We start from the raw sequence: 13,533 nt of genomic DNA on the forward strand, positions 1-13,533 counted from the left end.
CCCGGGTGGCCGTTCGGCCGAGGCGGGAGCCGCCGTACCGCCACTAGATGTCGAGGAACCGGACGTCCTTGGCGTTGCGCTGGATGAACGACCGGCGCGCCTCCACGTCCTCGCCCATCAGGACGCTGAAGAGTTCGTCGGCGGTCGCCGCGTCGTCCAGGGTGACCTGGCGGAGGGTACGCGTCGCCGGGTTCATCGTGGTCTCCCACAGCTCCGGGTAGTTCATCTCGCCGAGACCCTTGAACCGCTGGATGTCGTCCGGCTTGGCGTTCGGCTTCTTCTGCTGGCGCAGCGCGATCAGCCCGTCCCGCTCCCGGTCGGAGTAGGCGTACTGGGCGTCGTCGCCCTTCCGGTTCCACTTGATCTTGTAGAGCGGCGGCGCTGCCAGGTAGACGTGCCCCAGCTCGACCAGCGGCCGCATGAACCGGAACAGCAGGGTCAGCAGCAGGGTCTGGATGTGCTGGCCGTCGACGTCGGCGTCGGCCATCAGCACGATCTTGTGATAGCGCAGCTTCTCGATGTCGAAGTCGTCGTGGATGCCGGTGCCGAGCGCGGTGATCAGCGCCTGGACCTCGTTGTTCTTCAACACCCGGTCGATCCGGGCTTTCTCCACGTTGAGGATCTTGCCTCGGATCGGCAGGATCGCCTGGGTACGCGGGTCCCGGCCCTGCTTCGCCGAACCACCCGCCGAGTCGCCCTCGACGATGAAGACCTCGGACTCGCGCGGGTCGGTGGACTGGCAGTCGGCCAGCTTGCCCGGCATCGAGCCGGACTCCAGCAGCGACTTGCGTCGGGCCAGCTTGCGGGCCTGCTGGGCCGCGATCCGGGCCCGGGCCGCCTGGGTCGCCTTGGTGATGATCAGCTTGGCCTCGGCCGGGTTGCGGTCGAACCAGTCGACCAGCCACTCGTTGCAGACCCGCTGCACGAAGCTCTTCACCGGGGTGTTGCCGAGCTTGGTCTTGGTCTGCCCCTCGAACTGCGGGTTCGTCAGCTTGACCGAGATGATCGCCGCGAGCCCTTCCCGGATGTCCTCGCCGGAGAGCTTCTCGTCGCCCTTGAGCAGCTTCTTGTCCGTGCCGTACCGGTTGACCACGCTGGTCAGCGCGGCCCGGAAGCCCTCCTCGTGCGTGCCGCCCTCGTGCGTGTTGATGGTGTTGGCGAAGGTGTAGACCGACTCGCCGTACGACTCGTTCCACTGCATGGCGATCTCGACCGACATGCCCTCGCTCTCCTCCTCGGCCCCGAACTCGACCACGGTCTTGTGGATCGGGTTCTTCGAGGCGTTGAGGTGGCGGACGAAGTCGGAGATGCCGCCCTTGTAGCAGAAGGTCACCTCACGCGGCTTGCCGTCCTCCTCCTGCACCCGCTCGTCGCGGAGCTGGATGGTCAGCCCCCGGTTGAGGAAGGCGTACTCCTGGATGCGCCGGTAGATCGTCTCGAAGGCGAAGTCGACGGTCTCGAAGACCGACGGGTCCGGCCAGAAGGAGACCGCCGAACCGCTGCGGTTGGTCGTCTCACCCTTCTCCAGCGGCGAGGGCTTGGAGTTGGCGTAGCTCTGCCGCCAGACGTACCCGTCCTTGTGGATCTCCACGAACATCCGGGTGGAGAGCGCGTTGACCACCGAGACACCGACGCCGTGCAGGCCGCCGGAGACCGCGTACGCCTTGCCGTCGAACTTGCCGCCCGCGTGCAGTACGGTCAGCGCTACCTCGACGCCCGGCTTCTTCAGCTTCGGATGCAGGTCGACCGGGAAACCCCGGCCGTTGTCGGTGACCCGGACGCCGCCGTCGGCGAGCAGCACCACCTCGATGGTGTCGCAGTAGCCGGCGAGCGCCTCGTCCACCGCGTTGTCCACGACCTCCCAGACCAGGTGGTGCAGACCGCGCTCACCAGTCGATCCGATGTACATACCGGGCCGCTTGCGGACGGCCTCCAGGCCCTCCAGAACGGTGATCGACTCGGCGCCGTACTCCTGCTTCTTCTGCGCTGCCACCTTGGCCACTTTCTCGCGTCTCCCGCGCCGTGCGGCGCGGGAGCGCGGGTTTGGTGGGCGGCCTGCGACCGTGCGCGCGGGCCGGCACCACGAGGAACTCCGGGGTACGGTCTGAACGCGCCGGTCGCCGTGGCTGCCCACGGATCGCGATCGGCTCGGACCCGGTGCGGCGCCGGCCGGACCGTTTCGGGCCCGGGTCCCGCTCCACACCGTGTCGTCGTCTCGCCGTCAATCCTACTGTGCCCGGATGACACATTGGGTATGCGGCACCCCTGCGCGGCGCCCTCAGACCCACGTAGACGGCCGTACCCCCTCGCCCACGACTCCCCCCACACGCCTGAGATCGAATCGGGGGCCGTTTCCGGCATCGTCCCGTCCTCACCTGCCGACACCACCCAGCCTGGTCGTTCCCGCCCAGCCGGGACGAGCCCGGACGGACGTCCCGGGACCACCCGGGCCGGGGGTCGCGCGGAGGGCGAGCGGTGCCGTAACTTGGCGACGCCGGAAGTAAGCTCCGTGGCCAGGATGCCCGGTAAGCGCATCGGACGGTCCAACCGACCGGTTTCGTCAGGTGCATGGAGAGGTGACGCCCGATGGGGCTGGACAACGTCGCGGTGCGCTGGCCGCGGACCGGCCGCTTCTACGACCCGGTCGCCCCGGCCGAGTTCGTCGACTTCGGCGAGCTGGCCGACGTGCCCGAGGTGGCCGCGCCGACCGCGGCGCTCGCCGGATACATCGCCAAGAACGGTTCGGTCCGGGCGACCGCCTACACCGAACTGGTCGACCTGCTGCTCGGGCTGGACGGGGTGCTCTACGCCACCGAGGCCGCGGCCGAGGACGAGGACCCGGTGATCGACCCCGACGGCTGCGCCTGGATCGCGGGCGGGCTGGAGCGGTTCGTGGACGGGCACCGGGCGCACGGCGAGTCGGTGACCTTCGACACGGTCAGTGCCGTACTCCGGGCCGCGCTCTCCGACGGCCGCCTGGCCGAGCAGCAGCTGCGCTGGCTGGACAGCCGCCTCGACGCGCTGCGCGACGAGTCCGGCGCTCCGCCGCAGTGGAGCTTCCCGCGCTCGGAGCTGGCCGTGCTGGCCGGCTTCTACCGCAGGTGCGCCGAACGCGGCTTCGCCGTCTACGCGGACTCCTGACCGCCGAGCTGCTGCCGGCCACGACACCTCGCGGGCCGCCATCGTGCGACTCGCGCCGCCGGCCGCCCGGTCCGCCGCCGGTCGGCGCCGGATCGCGGTCAGCCGGTCGCCCGGCGCCTGCCGTCGGTCCGGCTCAGCCGTAGGTGTCCCGGGGGCCACGTCCTCGTACCCGCCGTGGACCCCGCGACCAGGACGGTGCCGTCGGGCCGTGCACGTGCAGCCGACGAACCACGCCGTGCCCGACCTCGGCGGCGATCCGCCGCAGCAGCGAACCGGCGAGCAGCCGAAGCTGCGTTGCCCACGCCGTCGACTCCGCCTCGACGGTTAGCTCGCCGTTCTCCAGCTTCACCGGTCGGCTGTGCTCGGCCACGTCCGGGCCGACCACCCGCTCCCAGGCACCGAAGACGGTCGCCTCGGCGGCCGGCTGCTGCCAGCCCCGGGCCTTCACCAGCCGGGCCAGCACCGTACCGAGCAGTTGCGGATCCCGGGGATCCGGCCCCGGGCCGGAGTAGCCGCGCGGCCGGCGTCGCTGCCCGCCCGGCCGGCCGGCCGTCGAGCCGGCACCGCCGGGCCCGCCCGCCGCGCCGTCGGCCGCCGGCTCCGCGTCCGGGTCGGCTCCGCCAGGGGTACGGCGACGCGGGCCGGGCCCCTTCCGTTTGGCGAGCGCGGCGTCGAGGACCGCCCGGGCCAGCGCCGGACCGGCCAGTTCACCGTCTCCGGCCGCCGGTGCCGGACCGGTCTGCGCCTCCGCCGGCTCGGCCGGGCCGGGTGCACCGCGCCGGGGTTTCCCCCCGGTGGCCGGCGCATCCGTCGGGCGGGGTGTCCCGGGATCAGTCGGCACGGCGCACCTGCCCGTCGGAGACCTCGTAGCGGGCGCCCCGCAGCGCCTGTGGCACGTCGTCGGCGACCGCGCAGGTGACCAGGAGCTGACTCGCCCCGGCGACCAGCTCGGCCAGGCGTTCCCGGCGGCCGCTGTCCAGTTCGGCGAAGACGTCGTCCAGCACCAGCACCGGTTCGACGCCGTCGGCGCGGAGCAGGTCGTAGGCGGCGAGCCGGAGCGCCAGCGCGTACGACCAGGATTCGCCGTGGCTCGCGTACCCCCGGGCCGGCAGGGCGCCCAGGGTCAGGGTCAGCTCGTCGCGGTGCGGCCCGACCAGTGTCATGCCGCGGTCGATCTCCGCCGGCCTGGCCTCGGCGAGCGCGGCCGACAGGGCCGCCTCCAGGGTCGACCTGTCCGGCACCGGGTCGGCCAGCTCCACCGACGGCCGGTACGCGATCGAGGCCGCACCCCGCCCCGCGGCCACCGCGTCGTACGCCTTGGTCACGTGCGGGCCGAGCGCGGCGACCAGTTCCAGCCGGCCGGCCAGCAGCTCCGCCCCGTGCCGGGCCAGGTGGGTGTCCCAGACCGCCAGGGTCGACAGGTCGCCGCCGCCCTCGGCCGGCCGCTCGGCGTCGGGCCGGGCGGCCCGCCCCCGCCCACCGGCCGTCTTCCGGGCCAGGTACGAGGTACGCAGCAGCGCGTTGCGCTGCTTCACCACCCGCTCGTAGTCGGCGCGGACGGCGGCGTACCGGGGCATCCGGGTGACCAGCAGGTCATCGAGGTAACGCCGACGCTCGGCCGGGTCACCCCGGACCAGCTCCAGGTCCTCGGGGGCGAAGAGCACCAGCCGCAGCGCGCCGAGCACGTCCCGGGCCCGCCGGGCCGGTGAGCGGTTCAACCTGGCCCGGTTGGCCCGGCCCGGGGCGATCTCCAACTCGACCAGCAGCTCCCGGCCGTCGTGCACGATCGCGCACCGCAGCACCGCCGTCGCGGCGCCGGCCCGGACCAGCGGGGCGTCGGTGGCGACCCGGTGGCTGTCCAGCGTCGCCACGTAGCCGAGCGCCTCGACGAGGTTGGTCTTGCCCACCCCGTTCGGGCCGACGAGCACGTTCCCACCCGGCTCCAGGTCGACGCCGACCCGCTCGTACGAGCGGAAGTCGACCAGTTCGAGCCGGCGGACGTACACCGGTCAGTGCTTGCGTACGGCGTGCCCGCCGAACTGCTGACGCAGTGCGGAGACGGCCTTCAGCGCGGGCGAGTCGTCCTGGCGGGAGGCGAACCGGGCGAAGAGCGAGGCGGCGATGACGTTCAGCGGCACGGCGAGCCGGACCGCCTCGTCCACCGTCCAGCGGCCCTCGCCGGTGTCCTCGGTGTAGTCGCTGAGCTGGGATAGCTCCGGGTCCTCGTCGAGGGCCCGGTCGAGCAGGTCGAGCAGCCAGGAGCGGACGACGGTGCCTTCCCGCCAGGACTTGAAGACGCCCGGCACGTTGGTCACCAGTTCGGAGGCGGTGAGCAGCTCGTAGCCCTCGGCGTAGGCGTGCATCAGGCCGTACTCGATGCCGTTGTGCACCATCTTGGCGTAGTGCCCGGCGCCGACCGGCCCGGCGTGCACGAAGCCGAACTCGCCCTCCGGCTTGAGCGCGTCGAAGATCGGCATCAGCCGCCCGACGTGCTGCTCGTCGCCGCCGACCATCAGGCCGTAGCCGTTCTCCCGCCCCCAGACGCCGCCGGAGACGCCGACGTCGATGTAGCCGAGGCCGTGCTGGTCGAGCTTCTCCGCCCGGGGCAGGTCGTCGCTGAACCGGGAGTTCCCACCGTCGATCACGATGTCTCCGGCGGAGAGCACCCCGATCAGCCCGTCGACGGTCGCCTCGGTGTACTGCGCCGGCACCATCACCCAGACCGCCCGGGGCGCGGCCAGCTTCTCGGCCAGCTCGGCCAGGCTGGCCACGTCGGAGAGCGCCGGGTTCTGGTCGTAGCCGATCACCTCGTGTCCGGCGGCGCGCAGCCGTTCGCGCATGTTGCCGCCCATCCGGCCGAGCCCCACCAGGCCGAGTTGCATGAACTTTCCTTCCAGAACCGTGCGATCAGCGGGTGACCCGGATCGGCATGATCAGATAGCGGTAGCCGGGGATGATCTCCCCGTCCTCGCCGGAGGGCGAGATCACCGCGGGCTTGAAGGCGTCGACGAAGGAGAAGACCGCCAGTGCCGAGCCAAGGTTCTGGAGTCCGTCGATCAGGTACTGCGGGTTGAAGCCGATGGTCAGCGGCTCGCCGGTGAACGTGGCGTCCATCGCCTCGCTCGCCCGGGCCTCCTCGGTGCTGCCGGCCTCGACCACCAGGCCGTCGGAGCTGAAGTTGAGCAGTACCGGCGTGGTCCGGCCGCCGACCAGCGACACCCGCTTGACGACCTCGACCAGCGCGGCGACCGAGACCCGGGCCTCCGCGTTGGAGCTGGCCGGGAAGAGCGAGCGCACCGGCGGGTAGTTGGCGCCGTCCAGCAACCGGCTGGTGGTCCGGCGGGTGCCTCCGGCGAACCCGATCAGCCCCTCACCGGCGGCACCCTGGGAGAGCGCCATCGTGACGTCGCCACCGAGCGGGCCGAGGGCCTTGGCGGTGTCGTGCAGGGTCCGGGCCGGCACCAGCGCGTTGATGCTGACCTCCGGGTCGTCCGGCCGCCACTCGATCTCGCGCAGCGCCAGCCGGTAGCGGTCGGTCGCCAGCATCGCCAGGGTCGAGCCGTTCAGCTCGATGCGTACCCCGGTCATCATCGGCAGCGTCTCGTCCCGGCCGGCGGCGATCGCGACCTGGCCGACCGCGGCGGCGAAGGTGGCCGCGTCGATGGTGCCGGCGCTGCCCGGCATCTCCGGCAGGGTCGGGTAGTCCTCGACCGGCATCGTCGGCAGGGTGAACCGGGCGCTGCCGCAGACCAGCTCCAGATGCGCCCCGGCGGCGGCGATGTCGACCGGCTTGGCCGGCAGCGCCTTGGTGATCTCCGCCAGCAGCCGGCCGGAGACCAGCGCGGCGCCCTCCGCCTCGCTCTGCACGTCGACGGTCACCTGGCTGGAGACCTCGTAGTCGAAGCCCGAGACGTGCAGCCCACCCTCGCCGACCCGCAGCAGCACGCCGGCGAGCACCGGCACCGAGGGACGGTTGGGCAGACTCTTCGCGGTCCACGCCACGGCGTCGGCGAGCGCGTCACGCTCCACGCGGAACTTCATGCCATGCCTCCGGATCGACGTCAGCGACAACTGTCTCATGCCGGCGGCCGCCTTCCGGCCCCGCCAACCGTGCGGGTCTGCATCGCACCTTAGGACCCGGCCGCATCGGCTGTGCGCCCGACCCCGGTACTTCGACAGATCCTGACCCATGGGTACGACGGATCAAAAGAGTCCACAGGATGCCCAACGCCGATGATTGGTTTTTGTTCTCTTGAAGAGATAACTCAATCGTCTTCATCGGTGCTGTGCAAACTGTGGAGAAGTGGCCTCTGCGCTGGTCAGCGGCTTGTCCACCGGTGTGCGAGGTGTGGACAACCGGGGTCGGAACCGGGCTCGCGATCCACAGCCTCCGTCGGCGGCGGAGTTATCCACGCTTGTCCACCGGTCGTCCACCGGGTTACCCACCGGCTTTTCCCCATCTGTGGGCACAGCCCTCCGAAGATCGACGAGCACCGTCCCCAGAACCTTCAACAGGGCGTACACAGCCGGCCGCCATCGGTGGAAAACTTTGTCACGTTCGGTAACTGTCCACACACGTTTCCCCAGCCTCTGTCCACAGGTTGTGGGTTCCGGGTGCGAGCCGACCCGGAGGTTATCCACCGACGGTGGACAACCGGCTGTGGACAGCCTGAGTACAACGAGCGGCCCCGGGCCCGGCCGAGGGCCGGATGACCTTCGACACGGCTCCCCCGGATACGGCCGAGGGCCGGGTACGACCGCCGAACGGCGCGTACCCGGCCCTCGGCGGCCCGGTCGGTGGGTCAGGTGTTCTGCTTGATCCGGTTCGTCAGCTCGGCGATCTGGTTGTAGAGCGAGCGGCGTTCCGCCATCTGCTGCCGGATCTTCCGGTCGGCGTGCATCACGGTGGTGTGGTCGCGCCCGCCGAAGGCCTGGCCGATCCGGGGCAGCGACAGGTCGGTCAGCTCCCGGCACAGGTACATCGCCACCTGGCGGGCGTTGACGAGCACCCGGGACCGGGACTGCCCGCGCAGGTCCTCCAGGCTCACCCCGAAGTAGTCGGCGGTGGAGATCATGATCTGGTCGGCGGTGATCTCCGGCCCGGAGCCGTCCGGGATGAAGTCCCGGAGCACCTCCTCGGCGAGCGAGAGTTCGACCGGGGACCGGGTCAGCGAGGCGAACGCGGTCACCCGGATCAGCGCCCCCTCGAGTTCCCGGATCGAGTTGGCGATCCGGGAGGCGATGAACTCCAGTACGTCCGGCGGGGCGAAGAGCCGTTCCTGGGCCGCCTTCTTCTGGAGGATCGCGATCCGGGTCTCCAGGTCCGGCGGCTGGATGTCGGCGAGCAGGCCCCACTCGAACCGGGTACGCAGCCGGTCCTCCAGCGTCGCCAGGTCCTTCGGCTTCCGGTCCGAGGTGATCACGATCTGCTTGTTGGCGTTGTGCAGCGTGTTGAAGGTGTGGAAGAACTCCTCCTGGGTCCGCTCGCGGTTCTCCAGGAACTGGATGTCGTCGATCAGCAGGATGTCGACGTCGCGGTAGCGGCGCTGGAACGCACTCGTCTTGTCGTCCCGGAGCGAGTTGATGAAGTCGTTGGTGAACTCCTCGGTCGAGACGTACCGGACCGAGCGGGCGTTGCCCAGCGTCGTCGCGTAGTGCCCGATGGCGTGCAGCAGGTGGGTCTTGCCCAGCCCCGAGCTGCCGTAGATGAACAGCGGGTTGTACGCCTTCGCCGGTGACTCGGCGACCGCGACCGAGGCCGCGTGGGCGAACCGGTTGGACGAGCCGATGACGAAGGTCTCGAACATGTACTTCGGGTTCAGCCGGTTGCCGCTGACGTCTCCGGCCCCGCCGACCCCGCCCGGCCGCCGGTCGTCACGTCCGCCGGGCCGGTGCTCGGGATAGGCGCCGCCCCGACCGGGACCGTTGTCCGGGCCGCCGTCCCGACCCGGCCCGAGCCGTCCGGCACCCCCGTCCCGGCTGTCGTGGTAGCGCCGGTCGACCGGCCGGTGGTCGCCGAACTGACCGAGATTGCCGGTGTCGGCCCCCCGCTCGTCGAAGCCGCGTCGTTCCTGCTGTGGCGGCGCCGGCCGGTACGGCTCGGGGTAGGGCGCGCTGAAGAGCGTCTCCTGGCCGTCCCGGCTGTTCGGGATCAGGTTCCCGCGAGCGGGGTCGGGTCGCCCGGCCGGCCGCCCGGCACCGCCGGAGGGCACCTGCGCCGAGCCGGTGAACGGCGGCGGCTTGCGACCGCCGGCCTGGTCGGGCACCGGGTTGCGGTGTTCGGGTACCTCCGGTCCGGCGCCGGCCGGGAACTCCTGCTCCGGTCGTACCGGATATTCGCGCTCGGCGTCGCCGGGAAAGCGGAGCGGCTCGGCCCGGTAACCCGGGGCCGGATCGGGGTCGGCGTATCCGGCGGGCTCGCGGTCGGCATACCCGGCCGGGTCGGGGTCGGGGTAGGCGCCCGGCGGGTCGGTGTCGCCGTAGCCGCCGGCCGGGGGCGGGCCGCCGGGATAGCCGGGCGCGCCGCCGGAGACCGGATAACCCGGGGGTACGCCGAGTCCGGCCGGTTCGGGTCCGGCCGGGTAGCCGCCACCGGCCGGGCGCGGCTGCCCGTCCTCGGGTGGCCGTACGGTGACCGCCACCTGGACCGCCCGGCCCAGCCGGCGGGAGAGCGCCTCGGTGATCGCCGGGCGGAGCCGCGACTCGATCACGTCCCGGGTGAAGGCGTCCGGTACGGAGAGCAGCGCGGTGTCCTCGATGATCGTGTGCAGACGGGTCAGCCGGAGGTAGGCACGCTGCTGAGCCGAAATGATCTCGTCGGCCAGTTCCTCGGTAGTCGCCGCCCACACCGCGCCAAGGTCGATCGTGTCGGCCACCGTCGCGCCACCCCCATCGCCTCTGCGTCTCCGGCCGCCGTTGCCGTCCCGGTCGACCGTTCCAGGCTTGCTGACGTGCTCGAACAGGCACGACGCGGCGCTCGGCGGTCGCCGGCGCCGTCCACAGGTTATCCACAGCCTGTGTATCGACCGAATTGTGTCGCCCGGCCGGGCGTCCGTGTCGCCTGCCCCCGGCCCGACCGGCGTTGACGCGGGTTCATCTGTCGAACGATCGACGAGCTTGTCCGGTTTTGCCCGTCAGCGGCATCCCCCACCCCCTGACGCTGACGTGCAATCGGGCACGCTAACAGCGTTGTCCACAACCCTTCAACCGTCGGATCCACCCGGACCTTGTCGACATCAGTGAAAAACCCCGCCGAACCGCCCCTTGCCGGTCCCGCGCACCGGACCGGCCCGACGGGCGATCATGATGTTTGACGACCGTTCTCGGGCTGCGTAGGCTCCAACGGTTGCTCTGTCGCCCTCTGCTAGGGTGATGGGAGACTGTTGACCGCGGCCCGGCACGGGCCGTGGCTGATGCCTGGACGGCATCGACACCCGGCCGTCCCGGCGGTCGACGCCAGACAATCACACGACCCCGCTGTCGCACGACCGGGGCGTACGACGACGGAGAGCCTGACGTGAGCAAGCGCACCTTCCAGCCGAACAACCGCCGGCGCGCGAAGACCCACGGCTTCCGGCTGCGCATGCGCACCCGGGCTGGTCGCGCCATCATCGCGGCCCGCCGTGGCAAGGGTCGCACCCGCCTGTCGGCCTGACGGCTGGCAAGGCCGGTCCGGGGATGTAGGCAGTCGTGCTGGCGGCCGCACAGCGACTGCGGCGCAGCAGTGACTTCGCCGCGGCGATCCGGGGTGGGCGCCGCGCCGGTCGAGGATCAGTGGTGGTACATCTCGATTCGGCCGGTACCCCGGGTCCACCTTCTTCCCCGACGACCACGACGGCATCGCAGCCGGTTCGGAGCGCCGGTGCGGGACACGAGCCCGCGCCCGCCCGGGCCGGCTTCGTCGTCTCCAAGGCCGTGGGTGGCGCGGTGGTCCGGAACAGGGTCCGGCGTCGGCTGCGGCACCTGGTCCGTGACCGGCTGCCGGGCCTGCCGCCCGGCGCCACCCTGGTGGTACGCGCGCTGCCCGGCGCCGCCGACGCCTCGTACGCCCGGCTCGGCACCGACCTCGACGCCGCGCTCGCGGCGGCACTCGCCCCCCGAAAGTCCCCCCGGCGGCCCCGATGACGGACTCCACCGGCGGTACGTCCGGGATGACGGTCGGTGCCCGAGTGCTGGCGGGAGCCATCGTCGCGTACCGTCGTTGGATAAGCCCGGCGCTGCCGGCCCGCTGTCGGTTCTACCCGTCGTGCAGCGCGTACGCCCTGGAGGCGGTCGCGGGACATGGTGCGCTCCGGGGAGCCGTCCTGGCGGTCCGGCGGCTGTTGCGCTGCCATCCCTTCCACCCCGGTGGATATGACCCGGTGCCGGAGCCGGGCGCACGCCGCCATGCCGATGTGACTGGAGCCCCGAATTGAGTCTCGACTGGATCTACTGGGCGATCTCGTGGATCCTGCTGCTGTGGCACTCCGCCTGGGACGCCATCGGGGTGTCCGCGGGGGCGGTCCTGGGCACGAACTGGTCCTGGATCCTGGCGATCATCTTCCTGGTGGTCACCCTGCGGGTGATCCTCTTCCCGATCTTCGTCAAGCAGATCAAGTCGCAGCGGGCGATGCAGGCGATCCAGCCTCAGCTCAAGGCGCTGCAGGAGAAGCACAAGGGTGACCGGGAGACGCTCCAGAAGGAAATGATGGAGCTGTACCGGAAGGAGAAGGCCAACCCGCTGATGGGCTGCCTTCCGATCTTCCTACAGGCTCCGGTCTTCATCGGCCTCTTCCACGTGCTCCGCCGGCTCGACCCGGCCAACCAGGGCAAGACCCGGTACGGCTGGACCGCCGAACAGTTCGAGAGCGCCACCCACGCCCGCCTCTTCGACGTGCCGATCGCCGGCAAGTTCGGTTCCACCGCGGCCGAGCTGGCCCGGCTGAACGCCAGCGGCGCCTCGGTCAAGATCCTGGCCGGCGTACTCGTGGCCATCATGATCGCCACCACCTACCTGACCAGCCGGCAGATGATCCTCAAGACCGGCTGGGCGGAGGACCCCCAGCAGCGCATGATCCAGCGGCTGATGCTCTACGGCATCCCCGCCTCGCTGCTCGTCTCCGGCGCGATCTTCCCGATCGGTGTGGTCATCTACTGGGTCACCAACAACCTCTTCACCCTCGGCCAGCAGCAGTGGGTGCTGCGCAAGTACCCGCCGCCGCAGACCGCACCCCGGCTGCCGAAGCCCGGCGAGTCCGCTCCTCGGCGTACCAGCGGAACCGGAGCCGGCGGCGGCGGCCGACGGGGCACCGACTCCCGCAACCCGGTGCAGCCCGGCAAGCCGGCCAAGCCCGCCGGCCGGTTCGGCCGGGCCAAGGCCAACGGTGCGCAGCCGGAGAAGCCGGCCGTCGACACCAAGGCGCTCGCTCCCAAGCCGGGCGCCAAGCCGGTCAACCCCAAGAAGGGGCGTCCGGCGAAGCGTCAGGGTTGACGCGGACCGGCCACCGGCCGCAACTGTCGGTCGGTGGCCCGGTAGGACTTCGGGCCGTGCTGCCACCAGTGCTGGCGCCGGCCGGAATCCGCCGCGCCCCGCGACGACGGGCACCGTTGCCCGAGCAGACGTGCCCGTGGCACTCGGCGATCTCCCGCCGGGCCCCGGGGAACCAGCGGGACCGTACGGTCCGGCCGAGAGAGTACGGAGATGAGACGGTGACCGACACCAGTATTCCGCGCGCCGAGCAGCCCATCGGCGACACCGAGCCGGTCCTGCCGGCGGGCCCGCCCGCGGACGCCGAAACCACCGAGGCCGTCGCGGTTGACGGGGCGGGCGCGGACGCCGGTCCGGAGCAGGACGACGACGTGGCCGGCGAGGACGACGGCGACGAGGAGGACGGCGACGAGGTCGAGCAGGCCAGCAACGGCGGCCGACCGGCCGCGGCGACCAGCGACGCCGACCTGTTCCGGCAGAGCGAGATCGCCGCTGACTACGTCGAGGGGCTGCTCGACATCCTCGACTACGACGGCGACATCGACGAGCTGGTCTCGGCCGGACGCCCGGTGGTCGAGGTGGTCGGCGGGCGCCTACAGGCGCTGGTCGGGCAGCGCGGCGCCACCCTGGAGGCGCTCCAGGAGCTGACCCGGCTCGCCGTGTTCCGGCAGACCGGGACGCCGAGCCGGCTGCTGCTGGACGTCGGCGGCTACCGGGCGACCCGCCGCAAGGAGCTTTCCGCCGTCGCCAAGAACGCGGTCGAGAAGGTCAAGCAGCACGGCGAGGCCGTCCGGCTGGAGCCGATGTCCGCCTTCGAGCGCAAGTGCGTACACGACGTGGTCAACGCCATCGCCGGGGTGGAGAGCGAGTCCGAGGGCGTCGAGCCGAACCGGCGGATCGTCGTACGGCCGGTCGACTGAGCGGTC

At 71.5% G+C, this 13,533-nt stretch carries 12 protein-coding genes; 6 read left to right on the forward strand and 6 right to left on the reverse strand.

The features are described 5' to 3' along the window. Positions 1 to 43: 43 nt before the first annotated feature. Positions 44 to 1,993 carry a DNA topoisomerase (ATP-hydrolyzing) subunit B gene (gyrB, locus tag C6W10_RS30000; protein WP_107264391.1) on the reverse strand — a complete coding sequence of 650 codons (1,950 nt, stop codon included), beginning with the start codon at positions 1,991 to 1,993 and terminating at the stop codon, positions 44 to 46. Positions 1,994 to 2,586: 593 nt separating this feature from the next. Here gyrB and C6W10_RS30005 point away from each other — a divergent pair. Further along, on the forward strand, positions 2,587 to 3,141 hold the full coding sequence (locus C6W10_RS30005) for a hypothetical protein (protein ID WP_107262480.1): 555 nt from the start codon (positions 2,587 to 2,589) through the stop codon (positions 3,139 to 3,141). Positions 3,142 to 3,274: 133 nt separating this feature from the next. Here the strand turns inward: C6W10_RS30005 and C6W10_RS30010 are convergent, their stop codons facing one another. The 5 genes from C6W10_RS30010 to dnaA all read right to left on the reverse strand — a co-directional run bounded on the left by C6W10_RS30010 (position 3,275) and on the right by dnaA (position 10,004). Beyond that, positions 3,275 to 3,982, reverse strand: coding sequence for a DUF721 domain-containing protein (locus C6W10_RS30010; RefSeq protein WP_107262481.1), 708 nt, complete (start codon positions 3,980 to 3,982; stop codon positions 3,275 to 3,277). Next, complete coding sequence (gene recF, locus C6W10_RS30015) at positions 3,972 to 5,147, reverse strand: DNA replication/repair protein RecF (RefSeq protein ID WP_107262482.1); 1,176 nt, start codon at positions 5,145 to 5,147, stop codon at positions 3,972 to 3,974. The genes C6W10_RS30010 and recF overlap by 11 nt, the downstream gene beginning before the upstream one ends. A gap of 3 nt (positions 5,148 to 5,150) precedes the next feature. Then, positions 5,151 to 6,023, reverse strand: coding sequence for a phosphogluconate dehydrogenase (NAD(+)-dependent, decarboxylating) (gene gnd / locus C6W10_RS30020; protein ID WP_107262483.1), 873 nt, complete (start codon positions 6,021 to 6,023; stop codon positions 5,151 to 5,153). Positions 6,024 to 6,048: 25 nt separating this feature from the next. Continuing rightward, positions 6,049 to 7,182 carry a DNA polymerase III subunit beta gene (gene dnaN / locus C6W10_RS30025; protein ID WP_107262484.1) on the reverse strand — a complete coding sequence of 378 codons (1,134 nt, stop codon included), beginning with the start codon at positions 7,180 to 7,182 and terminating at the stop codon, positions 6,049 to 6,051. A 761-nt stretch (positions 7,183 to 7,943) separates the two neighbouring features. Then, positions 7,944 to 10,004, reverse strand: coding sequence for a chromosomal replication initiator protein DnaA (dnaA, locus tag C6W10_RS30030; protein ID WP_107264392.1), 2,061 nt, complete (start codon positions 10,002 to 10,004; stop codon positions 7,944 to 7,946). 653 nt (positions 10,005 to 10,657) lie between these two features. On the opposite strand from dnaA, the gene rpmH reads away from it, so the two are divergent. The 5 genes from rpmH to C6W10_RS30055 all read left to right on the forward strand — a co-directional run bounded on the left by rpmH (position 10,658) and on the right by C6W10_RS30055 (position 13,527). Then, the gene (gene rpmH, locus C6W10_RS30035) at positions 10,658 to 10,795 is read left to right on the forward strand and encodes a 50S ribosomal protein L34 (RefSeq protein ID WP_101368834.1); all 138 of its coding nucleotides are present in this window, start codon (positions 10,658 to 10,660) and stop codon (positions 10,793 to 10,795) included. A 35-nt stretch (positions 10,796 to 10,830) separates the two neighbouring features. Next, entirely contained in the window at positions 10,831 to 11,265 is a 435-nt protein-coding gene (rnpA, locus tag C6W10_RS30040; RefSeq protein WP_107262485.1) for a ribonuclease P protein component, read from the forward strand. Positions 11,266 to 11,291: 26 nt separating this feature from the next. After that, positions 11,292 to 11,555 carry a membrane protein insertion efficiency factor YidD gene (yidD, locus tag C6W10_RS30045; protein ID WP_107264393.1) on the forward strand — a complete coding sequence of 88 codons (264 nt, stop codon included), beginning with the start codon at positions 11,292 to 11,294 and terminating at the stop codon, positions 11,553 to 11,555. Beyond that, positions 11,552 to 12,610, forward strand: coding sequence for a membrane protein insertase YidC (yidC, locus tag C6W10_RS30050; RefSeq protein ID WP_107262486.1), 1,059 nt, complete (start codon positions 11,552 to 11,554; stop codon positions 12,608 to 12,610). The genes yidD and yidC overlap by 4 nt, the downstream gene beginning before the upstream one ends. Positions 12,611 to 12,828: 218 nt before the next feature. Further along, positions 12,829 to 13,527, forward strand: a complete 699-nt coding sequence (locus C6W10_RS30055) for a protein jag (protein WP_369931401.1) — start codon at positions 12,829 to 12,831, stop codon at positions 13,525 to 13,527. Positions 13,528 to 13,533: the final 6 nt, after the last annotated feature.

It is taken from the genome of Plantactinospora sp. BB1 (assembly GCF_003030385.1).
Taxonomy (GTDB): domain Bacteria; phylum Actinomycetota; class Actinomycetes; order Mycobacteriales; family Micromonosporaceae; genus Plantactinospora.

Excerpts from the sequence above, each read along its gene's own strand:
- dnaN (WP_107262484.1), bottom strand. The coding sequence starts at position 7,182 with ATGAAGTTCCGCGTGGAGCGTGACGCGCTCGCCGACGCCGTGGCGTGG.
- C6W10_RS30005 (WP_107262480.1), top strand. The coding sequence starts at position 2,587 with ATGGGGCTGGACAACGTCGCGGTGCGCTGGCCGCGGACCGGCCGCTTC.
- yidD (WP_107264393.1), top strand. The coding sequence starts at position 11,292 with ATGACGGTCGGTGCCCGAGTGCTGGCGGGAGCCATCGTCGCGTACCGT.
- gnd (WP_107262483.1), bottom strand. The coding sequence starts at position 6,023 with ATGCAACTCGGCCTGGTGGGGCTCGGCCGGATGGGCGGCAACATGCGC.